The following is a 21,969-nucleotide window of genomic DNA, read 5'->3' on the forward strand; positions in this document are numbered from 1 at the left end:
AGCGCAGATCCGGTCTGCTGCAGAAGGCTGGATCGGCGCTCGAAACCGAGGGCGCTACAAAGCAATGAGAGGGGGTCAAATCTTCAGTTCGCCCGAGGGGTCAATTCTTCGGTTCGCTTGACATCTAAAGAGCCTGGCGCGACGTGACGGCGCCGGAAGCCCCTTTCTTAAGGAGCTTCCTTCCGTCGGCGAAAAGCCCTCGCCGCATCTCCAAACGCATGAAAGATGCTGCGCGACAAGTCGTTGTCGGACGCCTGAAACTCCGGATGCCACTGAACGCCCAAGCCGAACGTGCAGCCGTCCACGCTGACGGCCTCGATGGTTCCATCCGGAGCCCTCGCTTCGACGGTGAGACCGTGCCCCAACCTGTCGATCGCCTGAACGTGGAGCGAATTCACGAGAGTGGCCCCGCCCTTGGCCAGCTTCTCCATCTGGCCGCCCGACGAGACGAGCAGCTCGTGAGCAGGCCCGTAGAGCTGTTCGAGGGGAGCGCCGGAAACCCAGGTGCCATGGCAGTGGTGCGCATCGTCCGTCACGATATCGGCATGGAGAGTGCCGCCGCAGGCCACGTTGAGCTCCTGAATGCCGCGGCAGATCGCCAGCAGTGGAAGATCGCGCTCCCGTGCCAGCCGGATCACCCTGAACGCGGCATCGTCGCGACCGGCATCGAAGGGCTTGTACCTGGCCTCTTCGGCCCCGGGCTCAAAATAGTCCGGATGGACATTCGTTGCGGCGCCGGTCAGGAGAACGCCGTCGACACGGTCGAGAATGTTCTCGAACCCCGTGAAGCTCTCGAGAGCGGGAAGGATGATCACATCGACGTCCGAAAGGTCGACGAGCGCGCGAAGGTACTTCTCATCCACGGATTGGCCCGGCAGCAACCCGTCATAGGTTCGGTTGCCGAGAATTCCCACGATGGGCTTCGAACGTGACCGCTGGGTCATGATGAGACTGCCTTTCAAGCAGCCGGCTGCGCGTGGCTGCGGCAGGGGGTGATCGTTGTCCGGTGTCGCTCAGCCTCGCAGAACGTCGGCCAGTGACACTCGCATATTACCGCCCCGGCCGATAAACGCGTCCGCCGAGAGCATCGAATTCAACACGGCTTCCTGCGTTGCCTCGGCGGCGGCGCGGAAGAGAAGATCGATCCTGTTCTCATTCAGGACGCGCATGTCGAGGAGATCGGCCGTGGTGTCATGATCGACCGTATTGGCCGTCGTGAACGCGATGGCGATGTCGCCGCTGCCGTGGCCCCAGAACGACCCGAGCCGCGCAAGTCCTGCCCCGGCGCGCTTGGCAACGCGGGTGAGCTGGCGATGATCGAGCGGCGCGTCCGTGGCGAGAACGATCATGATCGATCCCTTCTCCTGCGCCTTGATCGGAGGCTCTGCCATTCTCGGACGAGGGCGGCGGCCATCAGGGAGAACGAGGTCTCCGGCATTGCCGAAATTGGTCAACACCAGCACGCCCAGATGATGATCTTGTCCGTCGAGCTCGATTCTGCGCGACGACGATCCGATGCCGCCCTTGAAGCCGAAGCAGGTCATGCCGGTTCCTGCGCCGACGCTGCCCTGCTCGATAGGCCCGTCCTGAGCAGCCTCAAGCGCCGCCCTGGCATGATCTTCCGTCACGACCAGAGCCTGAATGTCGTTCAAGGGCCCGTCGTTGCATTCGCCCACCACCGGGTTCACCGTCGATGTGGAGCGCCCGATATCCGGATTGCGCGAGATCGCATCCCGGATCAGCGCCGTTGCGCAGGTTCCGACCGAAAGCGTATTCGTTAGAAGGATGGGGGTCTCGATCGTCCCCAGCTCGTCGATCTGCACAAGCCCCGTGGATTTCCCGAATCCGTTGATCACATGAGACGCAGCGAGGACCTTGCGCCGGAAGAGATTGCCTGCATGCGGCAGGATGGCCGTTACGCCCGTATTGACGTCACCGCCGCGCAGAGTGCAATGGCCGACCCGGACGCCCGGGACGTCCGTGATCGCATTCCATGCACCTTGCGGGAGGATCCCGCAGACCAAATTGAAATCCTTGACTGTCCGGCTCATCTCTGAGTCCCTGCTGTGATGATGGGCCTCAGAGACGCCCGGCATCGATGATCCGCTTGAGGAAGGCCTTGGTTCGATCGCCTTGAGGATTCCCGAAGATCTGCGAAGGAGGTCCCTCCTCGTAGACGATTCCTTCCTGCAGGAAGCACACCTTGTCGGCGACTTCGCGGGCAAAACCCATCTCGTGGGTGGCGAGTACCATCGTCATGCCCTTGGCGGCAAGGTCGCGCACGATGTCGAGCACCTCCGAGACGAGCTCCGGGTCGAGGGCCGAGGTGATCTCGTCGAGCAGGAGCAGAGCCGGATCCATCATCAGAGCCCGGACGATGGCGACGCGCTGCTGCTGCCCACCCGAAAGCCGGTCGGGATACTCGTCGGCCTTGTGCGCCAAGCCGATGCGCGACAGAAGCGCCATGCCTTTGTCGCGGGCCTCCCCACGGTCCATTCCGAGCACCTTGAGCGGGCCGAGCGTGATGTTCTCGATCACGCTCATGTGCGGGAACAGGTTGTAGCCTTGGAAAACGATGCCGATCTCACGACGGAGCACGTCGAGGTCCACGCCGGGTCCCGTGATACGGTCGCCATGCAGGCGGATCTCGCCGCCCTGGATGGTTTCGAGCCTGTTGATGCACCGGAGCAAGGTCGACTTGCCGCAGCCCGAAGGCCCGATCAGGCAGACGACCTGATGCTCCTCGATGTCCAGGGAGAGGCCGTTCAGCACGGCCAGGCTCCCGTAATGCTTGTAGGCCTTGTCGATCTCAACGAGCGCCATTGCGATATCCCTTCCGCAGTTCCGTTGCCGCCTTTTAGGCCGATGCTTAGCCGGACCGCCGCTTGCTGCGGTCGCGTTCGATGAGCTTGTCCACGAAGCGGGCCTGCGGGATCGTGATCAGAATGAAGATGATGGCGACCGTCGTCACCGCCGAGAGGTTGAAGTTGTTGCTGGCAATGATCTTCGACTGGTTGAAGGCGTCGATCGTCCCGATGATGGCAACGAGCGCCGTGTCCTTCTGAAGACTGATGCAATTGTTCATCAGCGGCGGAATGATGCCGCGAACCGCTTGAGGCACGATCACGTAGCGCATGGTCCTGAAATAGGACAGCCCGAGCGAGCGAGCGGCCGCGATCTGACTCGGATGCACGCTCTCGATGCCGGCGCGATAAACCTCGGAGGTATAGGCGCCATACGTGAGCGTCAGCGCAATGATGGCATAGGCGTTCGAGGAAAGATCCTTCAGAACCGGCAGGTTCGTGAGCGGCAGCCCGAAGCCGATCAGATAGATGGTGATGATGGCCGGAAGGCCGCGGAAGAGATCACTGTAGATGATGGCGATCGTCCGGATCGGACGGCCCGCTTCGCCGGGCAGCGTGCGAGCGATCGCGACCACGAGAGCCCAGGCGAGGATCAGAACAGCTGAGACCGCAAAGATCAGCACATTGGTGCCGAAGGCCTTGAGTACCGTCGTTGCCGAGCGGCCGATCAGCTCCATGTCGAAGAACGTGCGGCTGACGGCGGCATCGTTGACCACCATGAACCAGGCGAGCGCGCATAGGATCAGAAAGGCGACGGAGTACGAGATGGCCTTCCAGGACATCTCCGATGCCTTGGCGCCGAGCGCTCGGGCGTCATAGATATCGGATGACGACCTGGCTTTCGCCGAGAGGCGGCTTGCCTGCGCAGCGAACCCGACCACGAGCAGGGACAAAGCGGCAGGGATGAGGCCGAGGATCCGGACAGGCCATGCGGACCATCCCTCCTCGATCGCGAAGCGACCGATGGAGATGGCGGTTGCCGCCACGGCGACGAAAGTGAGCGCAGTGATGGCTAAAGCGGCCCAGGTTTGCGCGCCATATGCGCGAACCTTGCTACGAGCGCGCCATTGATTGGCGCGCTCGACACTGGCCTGGAGAGCAGGCTTGTTCATCGGTTCCGATACCTGTCTCAGTGCTTCCACGTCGGAACGCTGTCCGGCGAGACGCCACCCCAGGACGGGAGCAGATAGGCGGCTTCGAGCTTCTTCAGGGTGCCGTCGTCCTTGAGCTCCTGAATGACCGCATCGATGACGGGCTTGTTGGGCGAGCCCTTGGGATAGATACCCGCCGTCTGTCCGCCGCTGGGATACTGGCCGGCGACCTTCAGCCTGCCCTTGGAATTCGCAACCTGGCCCAGAACGATGCTGAGGTCCGTCATGACAGCATCGACCTTGCCTGCGGCAGCAGCCGTGAACATGGAGGCGGTGTCGTCATAGACGTCGACCTTGGAGGCCTTCAGCGTCTCCTGGGCGAAAGGAACCAGCGTCGTTCCAGCCTGGACGCCGACGCGACCGGACTTGATCGAGGCTTCGGTCACGTTCGCATCCGCCTTCGTCGCGACGCCATAGCTGGAGTTCATGTAGACCGTCGAGAAGTCGACGACTTTCTTGCGCGGCTCGGTGACCGAGATCAGCGCGAGCGCGATATCGAAATCCTTGTTCTGCCCGGCGACGATGGAGTCGAATGAGGCGTTGACGAGCTTCACCTTGTCGAGGCCGAGGCGGTGGGCGATGTTGACCGCCATGCAGAACTCGTATCCGTCGCGGATGGTCTCAGGCGTATCGCCGTTGAATTGTCCGACTGCGGGCAGGTTGATGATCACCGTGAACTGGCCGGGGACCGCCGGCTTGATCGAATGGGCGCCTTTTTTGCCGGTCAGCTCGCATTGACCATAGCCGACCGTCTCGGCGGAAGCGATGCCGGCCGCTATGAACGTAAGCGCCGAGGCAAGCAGCGCGGATTTGATGGCTTTGAATTTCATTGTCTGAGTCCCCTTTGGCTTTTCTGATGGCACTATCTATCGAACCGCGCCTAGGGCGAGGTCCACGTAGATCTGTTGAATCCGGCGTGTAACCGGACCGGGTCTTCCCTCCCCGATCCGATGGCCGGAAATCTCAATGACGGGCGTGACGAGGCTTGAGGCGCTCGTGAGGAATGCCTCGCGTGCAAGATAAGCCTCATCGGCCGTGAACAGGCGCTCTTCGACCTGCAGCCCCTGATCGGCTGCGACCTGCAGCACCGCGCGCCGTGTGCATCCCGGCAGCGTGGCTCGCGAATTCGGTCTCGTGATGATCTTCCCGGCCTGCGTGATGATGAACGCCGTCGAGGAAGCCCCCTCCGTAATGAACCCGTCCTGCACCATCCACGCTTCGGCGCAGCCTTGCACCTTGGCCTGGCGCTTCGCCTGCACCTGGGCCAGGAGCATGACGGTCTTGATGTCGCGACGCCCCCAGCGGATATCGTCGATCAGCGCGACCTTGATCCCATCGTTGAGCGCCTTCGTCTCCAAGAGCTTCTTTGCCTGAGTGAAGGCGACGAAATTCGGATTCAGGGCATCGCTGTAATCGAAGTTTCGGTCCTCGCTCCCACGTGTCACCTGAAGATAGACGACGCCTTCGATGAGTTCGTTGCGAGCAATGAGATTGTTTTGCATGTCAACGATGTCGTCCCGCGATATGGGCATCGGGATGTCGAGTTCACGCAAGGAGCGTTCGAGCCGATCAAGGTGAAGATCGTTGTCAATCATACGGCCGCCGATCACGGCGCTGACTTCGTAGATGCCGTCGCCGAACAGAAAACCTCGATCGAAGATCGAGATCTGTGCCTCGGATTCCGGCACATAGCGCCCGTTGATGTAGATTGTTCTCGGCAACGCGTTTCCCCTTTGAGGATGAGGCTTGCCGCGAACGCTAGTGAGATCGCTCGTCTATTGCTAATGCCATGTTTCTCTGATCATGATGCAGAAATCGCATAATGATAGGGAGTTTCGATTGGCGATCGTTCTCGCAACAGAGTTGAGGGGATCATGGAGCTGAAATGGCTGGAGGATTTCTGCTGCCTCGCCGAGCATCTGAGCTTCTCGAAAGCCGCCTCCCTCCGCGGCGTTTCACAACCTGCGTTCAGCCGAAGAATCCGGCAGCTGGAAGAATGGATGGGCGTGACGCTCATCAACCGCGCGATATTTCCATCTGAGCTCACGCACGAAGGCAGGCGGTTCCTGCCCATTGCAGAGCAGACCGTTCGGGAATGGCAGGAGCATCGAAAGGCCCTGCGGCCGGACCCGGCAGCCGAACGGCATCGTCTGACATTCTCGGCTCTTCACACACTGACGGTCACGTTCTTTCCGGATTGGCTTCAATCCATCCAGAAGGTTCTACCGGCCTTCAGCTCGCATCTCAGCCCGGACAAAGGGGGCATCGAGGACAACATCGCATCCCTCGTCGACGGCAACTGCGACTTCCTGTTGACCTATGCCCATGCCTCCGTTCCGTTCCTGCTCGACCAGTCCCGGTTTCCTTATCTCGTGCTCGGCACGGAGAAGGTGTTGCCGGTCTCGCGTCCGCAATCGGCCGGCCCGGTCCTCGACCGCGCCGTTGAAAGCATGGGCTGTGTATCGTTCATCAGCTACGGCGACTTCTCGTTCTTCGGGGTCGCCCTGAACAAGCTTTTCGCCAACCGCCCGCCGCTGAACAGGCAGATCGTGCACGAGAACACCATCTCCATCGGCCACAAAGCCATGGCGATGGCGGGCTGGGGCGTCGCATGGGTGCCCTTGAGCCTCGTCCGGCAGGAATTGGCGGATGGCGCCCTGGTGCCGGCAAGCGACGATCCGGCATGGTCGCTTACCATCGAGATCCGCCTCTACCGGCACGCACAACGGGCACGGCCCATCGTTGACGAGCTCTGGAGAGTCGCGAGCGCCCGAAGCGCCCTCATCACACCGTGATGAAGCGGATCGCCCTCAAAACCTCGAAGTAATCGTTCGAAACGAAGCGCAGCACGCAGGCCCTCGGATGCTCCACACCCGGATAGAAGCTGGAGCGATAGGCGTCGCTGGCGTTGTTGAACTCGAGTTCGACTTCGAATCGCTCGGGGAGCGCAAGCGCGCATCGCGAAAGGCCTTCCGTCAGCGCCTCCTCGACACCCTCGCGAATCATCCGAACAGCCTTCGCGGGTGCGACCGACATCGTCGCTCGCCCGAAGCCCTCGCTGACGGCGACCGTCTTCATGCCTGGCACGAGCCGCTTCGCGCCGCCGCAGATGCCCCGGTCGCCGGAGAGGAACACCGGCGGCACGCCGTTCAAAGCCGCCGTGTAGGCATTAACTGTGAATTCCGAAGCAAGCTCGCCGTTGATCGAGAGCCGCGCGATCCGGTCATTCATCGTATGAGCAAGCGGATTGGTGTCGGACCCTGCCGCGTCGTGATAGCCGATGAAGAGAGCAGCGTCGTAGCTCGAATCCAGCCCGAACATCATCACGTAGGGATGACCGCTCCAGGCGCGAACGATTCGCGCATATTCCGGCAGGCGCGAGACGATCAGGTTGCAGCCGCTCTCATGAGCATCCTTGATCAGAATGTCAGTGGCTCCCGCAGCCCGCGCTCCTTCGCAGGCGGCGATCACTTCGGCCGTCATCTGCTCACGGAATTCCTGATATCCGGCCCGGCCTTTGTGAACCTCATCCCAAGTCGTGATCGCTGCGCAGCCCTCGATATCCGCGCTGATGAAGACTTTCATTCCACTTCTCCGCGTTCCCGCACATTGAGATCCCAATCGACAGAGCACGGGGAGCGCCTGACCGGAAGAGCGGAAGGCCGTGCCGACTGGATGAATCCTGCCCTATGTCCACAGGGGCGGTCTCGGCAAGTCGAATCTGCGCGGGAGAGCTCGGATACGGCTGGAATGGCGGCCTGCCTTGGGAGTTCGTCCCACGCGGCATCGGGATCCAGATCGCAGTCGCCCCTTGCCCATGGGCGGCAACGGATATCGCAAACGAGTTTGGAAGAGAAATGGCGCGCCCGAAAGGATTCGAACCTCTGACCCCCAGATTCGTAGTCTGGTGCTCTATCCAGCTGAGCTACGGGCGCTTGGTCGGCAAGTCGTTGCGGGGAGCAACATCAGCCGAGGCGGGTCAATTAAAGGGTTCTGACCCGCTTGGCAAGCCTTCTTTGGAGAGATTTTGCACGAGCCCCGTTTTATTCCTGAGAAGAGGCCCGGTCGGGGATCTGAATGCGGAAGCAGGTATGACCGCTGCGCTCATCGAGACTGATCGTGCCGCCATGAAGCTGGATCAGTTCCGCGGCAATCGCCAGCCCCAGGCCTGTCCCCCCTTTCCGGGCAGAGCTCTGGAACGGCGTGAAGAGATCGGCCTTCAGCCGGTCTGGAATTCCGGGGCCATTGTCCTCGACGAGAATGGTAACCGTATTGCCTTGGCGGCTCGCCGTCACGTCGATGCACGGCCGCCCCTCGGGAGAGCCTGCCTGGCTCAAGGCCTGCACGGCATTCCGGACGAGATTAACGAGCACTCGGGAGAGCTGGTCCCTGTCCGCGTCGATCATCAGGCCCTCGGGCACGTGGGCGTTGAAGGCAATGCCGACTTCCGGAGCCAGCTCCTTCAGATGGGAGAGCTCCTCGATCAGGGGCGCCAGCGGGATGAGCCGGCGCTGCGGCAATGGCTCCGTCGCGCGGCCATAAGCCAGCGTCGTTTCGCAGAAAGCGATCGCCCGATCGAGGGTAGCGACAAGCCGGGGCGCCACCCGCTGGGCCGTCTCGTCGTTCACGCGCTCGAGGCGGTCCGTGAGCAACTGAGCCGTGGTGAGCATGTTGCGAAGCTCGTGATTGATCTTGCTGACGGCAAGGCCGAGCTGCGCGAGCCGCCGCTTCTGGCGAAGCTCATCCGCAAGCGCCGTTTCCATGCGCGCCAGGGCCTGCTCCGCCAGCCCGATCTCGTCGGCACGGTCCGACGGCTGAATGACGCGGGAGGCATCTTCCGGATTCCCGGAGAATTCAGCGATGTTGCCCGTCAGCCGCCGCACCGGCCTGACGATCACCCATTGCAAGGTGAGATAGACGAGGCTTGCCGTGATAATCGAAATCAGAAGGGACACCAGCAGAATATTGCGCGAGAACTCGAGCATGGCGGCGCGCAGGGGGCGCTGATCGAGGATGAGTTCGACGAAATCGACTCCCATGCCGTGGCCGATCACCCGAATCGGCTTGTCGGCCGGATTGAACAGGACCGAGAAGGCATCGGTCACGAGGGTCGACCATTTCGCATCGCGCAGGTCGATGCTCTTGCTGACCTCCGGGGGCATCTCGCTGATGGCCAGAAGGCTCCGGCGCCCGCCGCCCCGAAGGGCGATGGCCTGGGCCCCGACGCCCTGCAGGAGGCGTATTTCGAGCTCCTCCGACAGGCTTTCTTCCGGCGCGGCATCAAGCACCATGGCCGCGATCTGAGCCGCGGCGATGCGATCATTCAGCCACGTCTGGCGGAAATTGGCGATGGAGGGCACATAGATCATCACCTCCGCAATCATGACGAATAGAACGGTCAGCAGCAGCAAGCGGGCGGAGAGCCCGAACCGGCTCAGGATCCGCCACGTCAGTGAATGCGGCTGGTCGACGCTCATGCCCGCCCTGTCCTCAACGGCGAAACAGCCCGATGCCTCGCCGCACCCCGGATTCTGAGCCTTAGGCCCCAGAAACTCCACCGCCGTGCTCTTCGTCACCTTGGAGAAGGTGGGGTAGGGATAGACCAAGCCGGCGAGATCGCAAACCTTCAATTCTCTCGCCACCATCCAGGACCCGGGACCTGGGAAAGCTCTCCGGATCGGGCTCGCCGGCGATCGCCCGCGGGACCGGATCCGCGCTCACGGCTCTTCCCTTCCGCGCCAGGATCGGACCGCAAGGGGCGTCAGGGCCAGGATGCCCAGGATCGAGAGCGCTACAGCCAGCTCGGATGTCAGAAGGCTCCTGGCGTCGAAGCCTATGGCACAATCCGCCCGGCCGGCCGCGAGGCATTGCTGGAGAGCCCGCTCATGGTCGGCGATGACCTCATCGAGGCCCGAACCCGCGAAGGAAAAGGCGAAACAGGCCGGGAGCATGCCGATATATGTCGCCAGAACATAGCTTTTCAGCCGCATGCCGAAGAAGGCGGCGGCCAGATTGGTCAGCCAGAAGGGCATGACAGGCATCAGCCGCAGGAAAAGCAGGTAGGAGAACGCCTGTTTCCGGAAGCCCGCCGCCAAGCTCTGGATCCGGGCGCCGGCCCGCTTCAGGAGCGGCTGGCCCAAGGAGGTCCGGGCAAGGACGAAAATGCACGTCGCCCCCAGGGTGCAAGCCATGGAGGCCGCGGCGCCCCCGAGGACCCAGCCGAACAGGTATCCGCCGATGGTGGTCAGGAAGGCGGAGGCCGGCAGGGACAAGGTAACGGCGGCCACATAGACCACCATGTACAGCCCCAGCATGGCCAAGCGGTGTTCCGCCACGAGCTCCCGAAGCTGAGCCTGGTACTGCAGGAAAGTGGAGAAATTCATGGATCGGTGCAGCCCTGTGGCGAAGGCCGCGCCAATGGCGATCAGCAGCACCGTAGGAGGCAGGTACCTGCCGAAACTGCGACGGGTGAAGGCTCCTTCAGCCATGTTGCTCCTATCCGCCACGCTCCCTCCGGGCCAGGGGCCTCTATATAACGCCCGATCATCCCGAACCCACCGAGCTCCCGCATGGGGCCGGAGCTGCCGGATTGCCGCAGAAGGGCCAGAGCGGCGTTGACTTTGCCCCTCTCTTCCGTCATAAGCCCGCGAGCTGACAGCGCTCTTCGTGGGCGCTGATCGTTTTTTCGAGACAGTTTCGGGGGCAACCCCTTACCTAACCAGACGGGCGCGAGCTTTTGAGCACCGCTGCCCCTTTCGACCGGAGATGTGCCGTGAAGAGGACGTATCAACCGAGCAAGCTGGTTCGCAAGCGCCGCCACGGCTTCCGTGCGCGCATGGCGACCAAGGGTGGCCGCAAGGTCATTGCCGCTCGCCGCGCCCATGGCCGCAAGCGCCTTTCAGCGTAAGCAGCCTTAAAGGACACCCGATGCGCGAAGATCGCGCACATGTGACCATCGGGCGTCTGACGAAAAGACCCGACTTCGTCGCGGCGGCCACGGGCCGCCGCTTTCATACGGAGCGGATGACGGTGCAGGCCCGCCTGCGCCCAACTACGGATTCCAGCAGCTCGGGTCTTGGTCTCCGGATCGGCCTGACCGTTACGAAACGGGTTGGCCATGCGACCGAGCGGAATCGGATCAAGCGTCGGCTCCGAGCTGCCGTCCCTCTGGCAGGGCAGGACTACGCGACGATCAATGCGGACGTCGTCATCATCGGCCGGCGCGAGATTCTGACCGCAGATTACAACGTTCTCATCGACGATCTCCGGCGCGCTCTGCGGGTTGTCACCAAGCCGAAAAGCGCCCACCTCTCTGATCGTCCCCTCCCCTCCTCACCTCATGCCAAAGGCGAGCGTCGCGGACATTCCCATGCGTGAAGAAAACAAAAACCTGATCGTTGCCATCGCCTTGTCACTGGCGGTTCTGCTGGGCTGGCAGTACTTCTTCGCCGCCCCGCAGGCTGAAAAGCAGCGCCAGGCGGCCCTCCAGCAGCAATCCACGCAGGTGAACCCCACCGCGCCCAATCCGCCTCCGAGCCCGAGCCAGGCCGGCGGCGCCTCGCCCACCGTGCCCGGCACCGTGCCGAGCACTCCGACGGCCCCCACCATCGTATCTCGCGAGGCCGCGCTCGCGGGCACGAAGCGCGTGGCGATCGACACCCCCGCCATCGCAGGCTCGATCAACCTGCGCGGCGGCCGCATCGACGACGTGTCGCTGAAGAACTACCACGAGACGGTGGACCCCAAGAGTGCCAACATCATTCTGTTGTCGCCCGAGGGCACGCAGAACCCGTACTACGCGGAATTCGGTTGGGTCGGCGCTCAGGCGGGCAGCCTGCCTAACGCTACGACCGAATGGACCGCGGACCGGGATCGGCTCACCCCCTCCACGCCCGTGACACTGACCTGGGACAATGGCCAGGGCCTCGTTTTCCACCGCACGATCTCGGTGGACGACAAGTTCATGTTCACGATCAAGAGCTCGGTCGAGAACCGAGGCTCCTCGGCTGTCGCGCTGCAGCCCTATGGCCTCGTGTCCCGTCACGGCAAGCCGACGACGCTGGGCTATTACGTGCTCCACGAAGGCATGATCGGCGTTCTCGGCGACACCGGCCTACAGGAGATCAAGTACGACGCTCTCGACAAGGAAGCCCCGGTCGCTGGCACCAACGTGTCCCAGAAGACCTGGGACAACGTGCAGGGCGGCTTCCTCGGCATCACCGACAAGTATTGGGCCGCCACCGTCATTCCCGATCAGGCGATGACCTATCAGGGCGCCTTCACCTCGCAGCAGAGCCAGGCGGGCCGCACGTACAACGCGTTGATGCAGGGCGCGGCACAGACGATCCAGCCCGGCAGCACGGTCGAGGCCACGCAGCGTTTCTTCGCCGGCGCGAAGGAAGTGGCGACGGTCGATGCCTATCAGAACTCGCTCGGCATCAAGAACTTCGACCTCGTGATCGACTGGGGCTGGTTCTACTTCATCACCAAGCCGCTGTTTAAGGTCCTGGACTTCTTCTACAAGCTGTTCGGCAATTTCGGCATCGCGATCCTCCTCGTGACCGTGGTCCTGAAGATCCTGTTCTTCCCGCTCGCCAACAAGTCCTACGCCTCCATGGCGAAGATGAAGGCGGTGCAGCCGGAGATGGCCTCGATCCGCGAGCGCTATGCCGACGACAAGATGAAGCAGCAGCAGGCGCTGATGGAGCTTTACCGGAAGGAAAAGATCAATCCGGTCGCAGGCTGCTGGCCGGTGCTGATCCAGATCCCGGTGTTCTTCGCCCTCTACAAGGTGCTCTTCGTCACCATCGAAATGCGCCACGCGCCGTTCTTCGGCTGGATTCGCGACTTGGCGGCGCCCGATCCGACGTCCATCTTCAACCTGTTCGGCCTGCTGCCCTACAACCCGGGCGCGGTGCCGGTGATCGGCCACTTCCTCATGCTCGGCGCCTGGCCGATCTTCATGGGCATCACCATGTGGCTCCAGATGAAGATGAACCCGGAGCCGCCGGACCCGGTGCAGAAGCAGGTCTTCTCGTGGATGCCGGTGATCTTCACCTTCATGCTCGGCTCGTTCCCGGCCGGTCTGGTGATCTACTGGGCCTGGAACAACCTGCTCTCCGTGACGCAGCAGGCCTTCATCATGAGGCGCAACGGCGTGAAGATCGAGCTGTGGGACAACCTGCGGAAGACCTTCAGCCGCAGGAGCAGCCCCGTCGGCAGCTGATCCGAGACACGCTTCAGACGATCATCCCCGGGCCTTCGACCCGGGGATTTTTTTGCCTGTGATCCGGAATCCGGACAGGACGGCAACGGGGAGAAAAGCTCCACGGCGGCCCGCCGATCCTCAAAAATCCACAAGAGACCGAGACCTCCTGGCCAACTGCGCCATATCCTCAGGAGGAACAGATCCGATGATGCCGGTCATGGAAGCGCATAAACCCACAATCGAGGAGCCTGTTGCCGGGCGGAATGCCCTGCGTGAGATAGAGCTGAAGCTCGAACTCGCCTCCGGCCACATGGACGACATTCTCGATCACCCCGTGCTGGCCCGGGCCAAGCCGCTCCCTGACCAGGGCGGCGTCCTGTTTGCGGTCTATTACGACACGATCGATCAAGCTCTGCGCCGGGCCGGGCTGACCCTTCGGATCCGTCGCGGCAAAGGACGCCAGATCCAAACCATCAAGGCCGAAACCGGCGATCGCGGCCTTGCTCTCGACCGGGCGGAATGGGAATGCGACGTCGAGGGCGGGATCGACCTTGCCGCGGCGGCAGAGACGCCCCTCGCCCCCTTCATAGGAGACGCCGAAGGCCGGAAACTGATCCAGCCCGTATTCACGATCGAAACGAACAGGCGCGTCTATCTGATCGAACATGCGGGGGCCCTGATCGAGCTGGCGCTGGACCAGGCGGTCGCAACCGCAGATTCTGAGAACTCCTCCTTTTCCGAGCTGGAGCTCGAACTCAAGGAGGGGCAGCCCTCCGGCCTCTTCGACCTTGCAGGCAAGCTCGCCGGGGCCGCGCCCCTTCGATTGTCGCTCACGACCAAATCGGAACGCGGCTACGCCCTGACCGGGGCCGCAGCCCCCCGCCTCTCGACCGCCGAAGCAATCGAGCTTGCGCCCGACACTTCCTGCAGCGACGCCTTCCAGATCATCGCCCGCTCCTGCCTGTCGCAGATCGTCAGGAACGAGACCTTGTTTCGTCGGACCCGGGACGCCTCGGCCCTTCATCAGATGCGAGTCGGGTTCCGGCGGCTCAAAGCGTCCCTGTCCTTGTTCAAGGAGATGCTCGGCAATCGGGAAACGGAGGCGGTCAAGGCGGAGCTGCGCTGGGCGGGCCAGCAGCTCGGCCCTGCGCGCGACCTCGACGTGCTGTTGGCGCAGACGCAGGGCAAGGAGCCTCAGGAAGCCCATCCCGACAGGATGAAAGCCGAGAGAGCGAGGACCGAAGCCTATGGCGCCCTGATCGAGGTCCTCGCCTCGCACCGGTTCACGCATGCTCTCCTGCAGACGGCCGCCTGGATCGAGACCGGGCGATGGCTCACGCGGGGCAAGGCGACAATGAGACGGCGCTCCATCGCGGACCATGCCGCCAAGGAGCTTCCCCGGCGCTGGAAATCCATCCGGAAAGGAAGCAAACGGCTGGCCGCGCTGGAACCCGACCAGCGGCATCGGGTGCGGATCAGAGTGAAGAAACTGCGCTACATCGCCGAGTTCCTTGAAAGCCTGTTCGGGCAAAGGCCCGCAAGGAGGCGCCATGCCTGGTGGCTCGCCCGCCTCAAGCGCCTCCAGGACACGTTGGGCGAGATGAATGACATCGCCGTCGGATCGCAGCGTTTCCCGGCCTTGTCGCAGGCCAGCCCCAAGCAGGTGAAGACACGCGAAAAGAAGCTCCTCGCGGTGGCGGAGAAAACGGCTCGGAAACTTCGAAAAGCCGACCCGTTTTGGGCCTGAACCGCCTCTGCGCGGCCCAACGGCCGGGGCAGGACGGGATTGATCCCTTGAAGAATGCCGCCCAACCCCCGATAAGGACCTTATGACCGACACGGACCCCCAAACCGACCCCTTCCTTGAGATCGGCCGCAAGCTCTTCGCGGGCGAGGCGGATTTCATCTGGGCCGCCAACTCCCTGAAGAACCTGCCGCCCATGAGCAAGGTGGAGATTGCCTTTGCCGGGCGCTCCAACGTGGGCAAATCGAGCCTCGTGAATGCCCTCACGGGGCGCAACACCCTGGCCCGCACCTCGCACACCCCGGGGCGCACGCAGCAGCTCAACTTCTTCAATATCGGCGATCGCCTCCACCTCGTGGACATGCCCGGTTACGGCTATGCGGCCGTGGACAAGCAGAAGGTCCATGCCTGGACGCAGCTGATCCACGATTATCTCCGGGGCCGGGCGAGCCTCGCCCGCGTCTATGTGCTGATCGACGCCCGCCATGGCATCAAGCCCGTGGATGAAGGCGTCCTCGAGACCCTCGGCACCGCCGCCGTGTCCTACCAGATCGTGCTGACCAAGGCGGACGAGCTGAAGCCGGGAGATCTCGAAAAGCGGATCGCCACGACGATGGAGCAGATCGCCAAGCGCGCGGCCGCCTACCCCGAGATCCTGCCCACGTCGAGCCGCACGAGCTTCGGCATTCCCGAGCTGCGCGCCGGGATCGCCCGGCTGCTCGACGAAAGAGGCGCTCTATGAGCCTGGCGGCCCGCCTCCTGATCGTGCTGGCCGGCCTCTCCGGCGCCCTGGGCGTGGCCCTGTCCGCGGCGGCGGCCCACATCACGGGCGGAAACCTGACCACGGCCGCCCAGTTCCTTCTGTTCCATGCTCCCGGGCTCCTCGCCCTGGCGGCGCTGATCGCGGCCGGGTCCGTCCACCCGACCGTTGCGCAGATCGCGGGCTATCTCCTTGTCCTGGGGCTTGCCCTCTTCTGTGGCGACCTTTCCCGCCGCGCCTTCGCGGGCGTAGCGCTTTTCCCCAGAGCCGCACCCATGGGCGGGATCCTGCTGATGCTCGGCTGGGTTCTGGTGGCCGTCTCCGCCCTTCTTCGCCTGCGGGGCTGAAATCCCTGCCTGCACGCACCTGCCATCGGCACATCGTGGGAAAATGAGGCCCTGGCTGGCCCACTCCAGGAAAACAGCGTCGGAACACGCCCAAAAGTGCATTCCACTTTCGGGTCCGATGCTCTAGAACGCAGGCCGTTTCGTCCTTATCCCACCCGTTGGAGCCGCCTATGTCCGATTCCAAACAGCTCCCCGACGTCCATGTCCAGGCCGAGGTGCTCGTGCAGGCCCTGCCGCACATGCAGCGCTACGACCAGCAGGTCGTCGTGATCAAGTACGGCGGCCATGCCATGGGCGACCGCGCCGCCGCCGAGGACTTCGCCGAGGACGTGGTGCTGCTCGAACAATCGGGCATCAAGCCTATCGTCGTTCATGGCGGCGGGCCCCAGATCGGCAAGATGCTGGAAAAGCTGGGCATCAAGTCCGAGTTCAAGGGCGGCTTGCGGGTGACCGACCAGGCCACCGTCGAAGTTGTAGAGATGGTGCTCGCGGGCTCGATCAACAAGCAGATCGTGGGCTGGATCGGCACCGAGGGCGGAAAGGCCGTGGGCCTCTCCGGCAAGGACGGCAACATGGTGATTGCCCGCAAGGCGACCCGCACCGCCGTCGACCCGGATTCCAACATCGAGAAGGTGGTGGACCTCGGCTTCGTCGGTGAACCCGAGAAGGTGAACCGGGAGGTTCTGGACCAGGTGCTCAGCGCCGAGCTGATCCCGGTTCTCGCCCCGGTGGCCATCGGCCATGACGGCCAGACCTACAACGTCAACGCGGATACCTTCGCAGGGGCCATCGCCGGGGCCATGACGGCCAAGCGCCTCCTGCTGCTGACGGATGTTCCGGGCGTTCTGGACAAGAACAAGAATCTCATCCCGGACATGACCATCGAGGATTGCCGCCGTCTCATCGCGGACGGCACCATCACCGACGGCATGATCCCGAAGATCGAGACCTGCATCTATGCCCTCGAACGGGGCGTGGAGGCCGTGGTCATTCTCGACGGTAAGGTGCCTCACGCGGTGCTTCTCGAGCTGTTCACCGACCACGGCGCAGGTACGCTGATCCGGCGGGGCTAAGCCCCTTCCCGAGGGCTCGCACCATCCCTATATTGTCAGCAGTGGGGCCGCACGGCCCCATTGTCGTCTCTGGCGCATCGTGCGAAAGGCGCCCCGGTTTTTCGCATTCGACGATGCGCCGCCTTTAGAGGGAGCATCGGATGGATCCCAGAAGTGGAATCCACTCTGCACGTCCGATACTCTAGGACCCATGAACGCAAAACCGCCTGTCGAGAACCACCTGTCATCCGCCGAATCCCGCGTCTTCTCGCATGTGGACACGTGGATCTTCGACCTCGACAATACGCTCTATCCGCACACCTCGCGGGTGTGGCCTCAGATCGACGAGCGCATCACCCTTTACGTTGCGGATCTGTTCGGCCTCGACGGCATGTCGTCGAAGGCGCTGCAGAAATATTTCTATCACAAATACGGCACGACCCTGCGGGCGCTGATCGACGAATACGATATCGATCCGCACGACTTTTTGGATTTCGCGCATGATATCGATCACACCGATATCGAGCTGAATGCCAGCCTGGGCGAGGCGATCGAGAAGCTGCCCGGCCGCAAGCTGATCCTCACCAACGGCTCGCGCAAGCACGCCGAGAACGTGGCGAGGAAGATCGGCATTCTCGATCATTTCGAGGACGTCTTCGATATTGCCGCGTCCAACTTCGTGCCCAAGCCCGAGCGTCGCGCCTATGAGAGCTTCCTCGACAAGCATGGCGTCGAGCCTTCCCGTTCGGCCATGTTCGAGGATATCGCCAAGAATCTCACCGTCCCGCACGAACTCGGCATGACGACGACATTAATCGTGCCGAAGACGGTCGATCCCTTCCGGGAGAGTTTCGAGCAGGAAGCGGTGAAGACTCCGGAGATCGACTACATCACGAACGATCTCGCGGAATTTTTGCGGCAATATGCATTGCCGGTGAAGTAAACTGCCCACCATAGGAAAATGGCCTCCCGAAGGAGGCCATTTCACTTTCGACCGGTGAGACCTTACGCAGCCCGCGTGTTGATCTTGCTCTCGGCGATGCGGTTGAGCTTCTGATCGGTGGCTTTCTCCTGATCGAGGATCTGATGCAGGACGCCGGCGCAATCGTCGCGGCCGAGCTGCTTGGCCCAGGCGACGAGAGTGCCGTAGCGGGTGATCTCGTAATGCTCGACGGCCTGAGCGGCCGCGAGCAGCGCGGCATCGAGGACTTGCGGATCGTCGATGTCGCCCGCGATTTCCTGTGCTTCGTCGATGATGCCGTCGATGGCCGGGCAGGTCACGCCCTTCGGATCCTGTCCGTGCATGCGGAAAACCTGTTCGACCATCTGGATCTGCTGTTGGGTCTCACCCAGATGCGTCTGGAAGGCCTGCTTCAGCTGAGGATCCGAAGCCTGCTCGATCATCTCCGGCAACGCCTTCGTGATCTGCTGCTCGGCATAATAAATGTCCTGAAGCGTGTGAACGAAGAGATCGTCCAGCGACTTGATGTCTTTCGACAGAAGGCCCATAGCGCTTAATCCTTCCCGTTTTGTGATCTCGTGGAATATGCAAGCGCCGGCATCCGCCTGGCGCGTCGGCTAGAACTGGAAGAACGTCGCTGGTAAAGGGCGGTTCCGGGCTATTCGACGATACGCAGATCCCGCCCGCTGAGCCGCAGCATCTCGGCACGGGCTTTCACGTCGCCGTCCTCGAATTCCAGAGTCTCGATCCGCTCGCCGCGTTTCGTGATCTTTTCCGTGGAGACGCGGATCTGGGCCACGTCCTCCTGCGCCTGCCGGAAATGAGCGTCGAGCTTGGCCACGCGGCTGTCGAGCCGGCTCACGTCTTCGAGCAGTTTCTGCACTTCGGTCTGGATCACGCGAGCCTCCTCCCGGATGCGGGCATCACGCACGAGCGACTGCATGACCTGGATGGCGAGCGTCAGGAGCGACGGGGAGACGATGACGACCCGCGCCCGATGAGCCTTCTGGATCACGTCGTCGAAATGCTCGGCGAGATCCGCGTAGATCGATTCCGCCGGCACGAACAGCATGGCGAGATCCTGCGTCTCGCCGGGGATGAGATATTTCTCCGCGATGTCCTTCACGTGCACGAGCATGTCGTTGCGCACCCTCGTGGCCGCGCGGGCCCGCGCCTCCTCGCCTTTCGCCTCACGGAACGAGGTAAACCCTTCGAGCGGGAACTTGGCGTCGATCACGAGGCCGCGCGCATCCCCGGGGAGCCGCACGAGGCAATCAGGGCGCGTGCGGTTGGAGAGCGTTGCCTGAAACGCGAAAGCGCTCGCAGGAAGCCCGTCGCGGATGATCGCCTCCATCCGTCCCTGGCCATAGGCGCCCCGGCTCTGCTTGTTGGCGAGAATGTCCTTCAGGCCGACGAGTTCCCCGGTCAGGTTGCTGAGGTTCTGCTGCGCCGCATCGATGACGGCAAGCCGCTCGTTGAGCTTGGACAGGTTCTCGCTCTGATGGCGCGTGGATGCTTCGAGCCCCTGCCCCATCCGGTGCTGCAGTCCGTCGATGCGCTCGGCGATCACGCGGACGAAGTCGCTCTGGCGGGATCCGAAGACCTCCGCCATGGTCCGCATCCGCCCGGTCATCTCCGCCTGGATCCGGGTGAGTTCAGCCACCTTGTCGTCCATCTCCCGGGCCCTCTCCTCGGCGATCGCGACTTCCAAGGCCTTGTCCTGGCGCGTGCGCAGAAGAAGCATCGTGACGATGGTCAGGAGCAGAAGGCTCGAAGCCGCCATGCCGGTCACGAGATGCGCCCAGGTCAGGGCATGGGTGCCGAGGATCAGGACGGTATCGTTCATGCTCACGCTTTCGGTTGACGGCGGCATCCGAACATATCACGAACGATTTGACCATCCACTTACAAGCCCTTATCTCCCGCAATCATGAGCATCAGACCCCTTGTCATCCTTCCCGATTCCAAACTCCGGCAGGTTTCCGAACCCGTTAAGGACATCACGCAGGAGATCCGCCAGCTGGCCGAGGACATGCTGGAAACCATGTACGACGCCCCCGGCGTCGGCCTGGCGGCGATCCAGATCGGCGTTCCCCTGCGGATCGTGACGATGGACGTCTCCAAGTCCGAGGACGAGCGGGAGCCGCTGGTGCTGATCAACCCCGAGGTCGTCTGGGCCTCGGAGGAGAAGCGGGTCTATGAGGAAGGCTGCCTGTCGATCCCCGAATATTACGAGGAGGTCGAGCGCCCGGACCGGGTGCGCTTCCGCTACATGAATCTCAAGGGCGAGGTGATCGAGCAGGAGGCCGACGGCCTCATGGCGACCTGCGTGCAGCACGAGATCGATCACCTGAACGGCGTTCTCTTCATCGATTACCTGTCCAAGCTCAAGCGGGACAGGGTCATGACCAAGTTCAAGAAGGCCGCAAAGCGCGAGGCCGGAGCATGAGCCTTCGCGTCGTCTTCATGGGCACCCCGGATTTCGCGGTGCCCACCTTGGCTGAGATCGTCGGGCAGGGCCACGAGGTCGTCGCCGTCTATACCCGCGAGCCCGCCGCGGCGGGCCGGGGCATGGAGCTGAAGCCCTCCCCCGTGCACCGGATGGCGGAGCGGTTCGGCCTGCCCGTCTTCACGCCCAAGACCCTGCGCACCGAAGAGGCGGCCGAAACCTTCCGGAGCCTCGATGCCGATGTGGCCGTGGTGGTCGCCTACGGCATGATCCTGCCGAAGGCGATCCTGGAGGCGCCGGAGCTCGGCTGCCTCAATCTCCACGCCTCGCTCCTCCCCCGCTGGCGCGGTGCGGCTCCGATCCAGCGCGCGATCATGGCGGGTGACAAGGAAACGGGCGTCGCCGTCATGAAGATGGAAGAGGGCCTCGATACCGGTCCCGTCGCCATGGCCGAGAAGGTGGCGATCGGCCCCGACATGACCGCGGGAGAACTCCACGACCGGCTCATGGTGCTCGGCGCCGATCTTATGGTCCGCGCCCTCGCCGCCCTCTCCCGCGGGGGCCTGAGCTTCACGCCACAGCCCGACGAGGGCGTGACCTATGCGCACAAGCTCAAGAACGAGGATGCGCGCATCGACTGGGCGAAGCCCGCGCAGTCCGTGCACGACCAGATCCGGGGCCTGTCTCCCTTCCCGGGGGCTTTCTTCACGGCTGATTTCGGCAAGGGCGACGAGCGGGTGAAGGTTCTCAAGGCTACGTTGGGAAAAAGTTCCGGAGAGGTGGGGACACTTCTCGACGGCGATGGTACGGTATCCTGTGGCGATGGGGCTGTGCGCCTGGTCCAGGTCCAGCGGGCCGGCAAAGGGCCCGTCGCCTTCGACGAATTCATTCGCGGCGTGAGGATTGGTCCGGGCGCCCGCTTTTCGTGAGGTGTACCATGGGCATCCGCGTGGAGGACACGACCGATTGGTCGGCGGTCTATGCCATCTACGAGGCGGCCTTTCGGCAAACGACCGAGGCCGAACTCGTGCATCGCCTGCACGATGAGGGAGACCTGATCCTCTCCCTCACCGCCTATGTCGACAAGCCTGCCGGTCACATCGCCTTTTCACGTCTGGCGCTCCACGAAGCCCCCGCCCTCGACGGATGCGTGCTGGCCCCGCTGGCCGTCACCCCCGAATTCCAGAGGCAGGGCGTCGGCTCGGACCTCGTGCGCCAAGGTCTCGAGAGGCTTGAAGGCGACGGATACGATCTCGTCGTGGTGCTCGGCGATCCGGACTACTACAAGCGGTTCGGTTTCACGCCCGCTCTGGCGAGCCGGTTGAAAACTCCCTATGACGGGCCCTATCTCCAGGCCCTTGCTCTGTCCGAGAAGGGAAAAGAGGCCCATGGCCCGGTATCCTATGCCCGGGCCTTTGCAGAATTGAAGTAAC

General features: G+C 63.0%; 23 protein-coding genes and 1 tRNA gene. 12 read left to right on the forward strand and 12 right to left on the reverse strand.

The window, feature by feature from the left end; translation table 11 throughout:
* Nucleotides 1–167: 167 nt before the first annotated feature.
* The 6 genes from ACS5Q0_RS18365 to ACS5Q0_RS18390 form a co-directional block, all read right to left on the reverse strand.
* Nucleotides 168–944 (reverse strand): gamma-glutamyl-gamma-aminobutyrate hydrolase family protein, encoded by a 777-nt coding sequence (locus tag ACS5Q0_RS18365; RefSeq protein ID WP_473128097.1) that lies wholly within the window; start codon nucleotides 942–944, stop codon nucleotides 168–170.
* Between the two features lie 69 nt (nucleotides 945–1,013).
* Nucleotides 1,014–2,051, reverse strand: a complete 1,038-nt coding sequence (locus tag ACS5Q0_RS18370; RefSeq protein WP_473128098.1) for a DmpA family aminopeptidase — start codon at nucleotides 2,049–2,051, stop codon at nucleotides 1,014–1,016.
* 28 nt (nucleotides 2,052–2,079) lie between these two features.
* Complete coding sequence (locus ACS5Q0_RS18375; RefSeq protein WP_473128099.1) at nucleotides 2,080–2,823, reverse strand: amino acid ABC transporter ATP-binding protein; 744 nt, start codon at nucleotides 2,821–2,823, stop codon at nucleotides 2,080–2,082.
* 46 nt (nucleotides 2,824–2,869) lie between these two features.
* Nucleotides 2,870–3,976, reverse strand: a complete 1,107-nt coding sequence (locus tag ACS5Q0_RS18380) for an amino acid ABC transporter permease (protein ID WP_473128100.1) — start codon at nucleotides 3,974–3,976, stop codon at nucleotides 2,870–2,872.
* 17 nt (nucleotides 3,977–3,993) lie between these two features.
* Nucleotides 3,994–4,845 (reverse strand): ABC transporter substrate-binding protein, encoded by an 852-nt coding sequence (locus ACS5Q0_RS18385; RefSeq protein WP_473128101.1) that lies wholly within the window; start codon nucleotides 4,843–4,845, stop codon nucleotides 3,994–3,996.
* A 36-nt stretch (nucleotides 4,846–4,881) separates the two neighbouring features.
* A complete protein-coding gene (locus ACS5Q0_RS18390; protein ID WP_473128102.1) occupies nucleotides 4,882–5,736 on the reverse strand; it encodes a D-amino-acid transaminase in 855 nt (284 codons plus the stop codon).
* A 153-nt stretch (nucleotides 5,737–5,889) separates the two neighbouring features.
* On the opposite strand from ACS5Q0_RS18390, the gene ACS5Q0_RS18395 reads away from it, so the two are divergent.
* Nucleotides 5,890–6,810: a LysR family transcriptional regulator gene (locus ACS5Q0_RS18395; protein ID WP_473128103.1), complete on the forward strand. Its 921-nt coding sequence runs from the start codon at nucleotides 5,890–5,892 to the stop codon at nucleotides 6,808–6,810.
* Here ACS5Q0_RS18395 and ACS5Q0_RS18400 read toward each other — a convergent pair.
* The 4 genes from ACS5Q0_RS18400 to ACS5Q0_RS18415 form a co-directional block, all read right to left on the reverse strand.
* Complete coding sequence (locus ACS5Q0_RS18400; RefSeq protein ID WP_473128104.1) at nucleotides 6,800–7,600, reverse strand: M55 family metallopeptidase; 801 nt, start codon at nucleotides 7,598–7,600, stop codon at nucleotides 6,800–6,802. The two genes, ACS5Q0_RS18395 and ACS5Q0_RS18400, sit on opposite strands and share 11 nt — an antisense overlap.
* A 273-nt stretch (nucleotides 7,601–7,873) precedes the next feature.
* Nucleotides 7,874–7,950: transfer RNA gene (locus ACS5Q0_RS18405), tRNA-Arg, on the reverse strand.
* Between the two features lie 108 nt (nucleotides 7,951–8,058).
* On the reverse strand, nucleotides 8,059–9,492 hold the full coding sequence (locus ACS5Q0_RS18410; protein ID WP_473128179.1) for a sensor histidine kinase: 1,434 nt from the start codon (nucleotides 9,490–9,492) through the stop codon (nucleotides 8,059–8,061).
* Nucleotides 9,493–9,732: 240 nt separating this feature from the next.
* Nucleotides 9,733–10,503 carry a TVP38/TMEM64 family protein gene (locus ACS5Q0_RS18415; RefSeq protein WP_473128105.1) on the reverse strand — a complete coding sequence of 257 codons (771 nt, stop codon included), beginning with the start codon at nucleotides 10,501–10,503 and terminating at the stop codon, nucleotides 9,733–9,735.
* Nucleotides 10,504–10,787: 284 nt separating this feature from the next.
* On the opposite strand from ACS5Q0_RS18415, the gene rpmH reads away from it, so the two are divergent.
* The 8 genes from rpmH (at nucleotide 10,788) to ACS5Q0_RS18455 (ending at nucleotide 18,069) form a co-directional block, all read left to right on the forward strand.
* Entirely contained in the window at nucleotides 10,788–10,922 is a 135-nt protein-coding gene (gene rpmH / locus ACS5Q0_RS18420; protein WP_027314822.1) for a 50S ribosomal protein L34, read from the forward strand.
* 20 nt (nucleotides 10,923–10,942) lie between these two features.
* Nucleotides 10,943–11,392, forward strand: coding sequence for a ribonuclease P protein component (gene rnpA / locus ACS5Q0_RS18425; protein ID WP_473128106.1), 450 nt, complete (start codon nucleotides 10,943–10,945; stop codon nucleotides 11,390–11,392).
* Entirely contained in the window at nucleotides 11,385–13,241 is a 1,857-nt protein-coding gene (yidC, locus tag ACS5Q0_RS18430; RefSeq protein ID WP_473128107.1) for a membrane protein insertase YidC, read from the forward strand. Before rnpA ends, yidC begins: the two co-directional genes overlap by 8 nt.
* A gap of 199 nt (nucleotides 13,242–13,440) precedes the next feature.
* Nucleotides 13,441–14,970: a CYTH and CHAD domain-containing protein gene (locus tag ACS5Q0_RS18435; RefSeq protein WP_473128108.1), complete on the forward strand. Its 1,530-nt coding sequence runs from the start codon at nucleotides 13,441–13,443 to the stop codon at nucleotides 14,968–14,970.
* Between the two features lie 82 nt (nucleotides 14,971–15,052).
* A complete protein-coding gene (gene yihA / locus ACS5Q0_RS18440; protein ID WP_473128109.1) occupies nucleotides 15,053–15,709 on the forward strand; it encodes a ribosome biogenesis GTP-binding protein YihA/YsxC in 657 nt (218 codons plus the stop codon).
* A complete protein-coding gene (locus ACS5Q0_RS18445; RefSeq protein ID WP_473128110.1) occupies nucleotides 15,706–16,074 on the forward strand; it encodes a DUF423 domain-containing protein in 369 nt (122 codons plus the stop codon). The genes yihA and ACS5Q0_RS18445 overlap by 4 nt, the downstream gene beginning before the upstream one ends.
* A gap of 170 nt (nucleotides 16,075–16,244) precedes the next feature.
* Nucleotides 16,245–17,147 carry an acetylglutamate kinase gene (argB, locus tag ACS5Q0_RS18450; protein WP_473128111.1) on the forward strand — a complete coding sequence of 301 codons (903 nt, stop codon included), beginning with the start codon at nucleotides 16,245–16,247 and terminating at the stop codon, nucleotides 17,145–17,147.
* 190 nt (nucleotides 17,148–17,337) lie between these two features.
* Entirely contained in the window at nucleotides 17,338–18,069 is a 732-nt protein-coding gene (locus ACS5Q0_RS18455) for a pyrimidine 5'-nucleotidase (RefSeq protein WP_473128112.1), read from the forward strand.
* Nucleotides 18,070–18,131: 62 nt separating this feature from the next.
* Here the strand turns inward: ACS5Q0_RS18455 and ACS5Q0_RS18460 are convergent, their stop codons facing one another.
* Nucleotides 18,132–18,635, reverse strand: coding sequence for a YciE/YciF ferroxidase family protein (locus ACS5Q0_RS18460; protein ID WP_473128113.1), 504 nt, complete (start codon nucleotides 18,633–18,635; stop codon nucleotides 18,132–18,134).
* 110 nt (nucleotides 18,636–18,745) lie between these two features.
* Nucleotides 18,746–19,933, reverse strand: a complete 1,188-nt coding sequence (locus ACS5Q0_RS18465; protein ID WP_473128114.1) for a DNA recombination protein RmuC — start codon at nucleotides 19,931–19,933, stop codon at nucleotides 18,746–18,748.
* Between the two features lie 84 nt (nucleotides 19,934–20,017).
* On the opposite strand from ACS5Q0_RS18465, the gene def reads away from it, so the two are divergent.
* From def to ACS5Q0_RS18480, 3 genes are read left to right on the forward strand one after another with little or no spacing between them, the layout of a single operon-like run.
* Complete coding sequence (def, locus tag ACS5Q0_RS18470; protein WP_473128115.1) at nucleotides 20,018–20,536, forward strand: peptide deformylase; 519 nt, start codon at nucleotides 20,018–20,020, stop codon at nucleotides 20,534–20,536.
* Nucleotides 20,533–21,465, forward strand: coding sequence for a methionyl-tRNA formyltransferase (fmt, locus tag ACS5Q0_RS18475; protein WP_473128116.1), 933 nt, complete (start codon nucleotides 20,533–20,535; stop codon nucleotides 21,463–21,465). The genes def and fmt overlap by 4 nt, the downstream gene beginning before the upstream one ends.
* 8 nt (nucleotides 21,466–21,473) lie before the next feature.
* Entirely contained in the window at nucleotides 21,474–21,968 is a 495-nt protein-coding gene (locus ACS5Q0_RS18480; RefSeq protein WP_473128117.1) for a GNAT family N-acetyltransferase, read from the forward strand.
* Nucleotide 21,969: the final 1 nt, after the last annotated feature.

Source organism: Microvirga sp. HS2 (assembly GCF_055792805.1).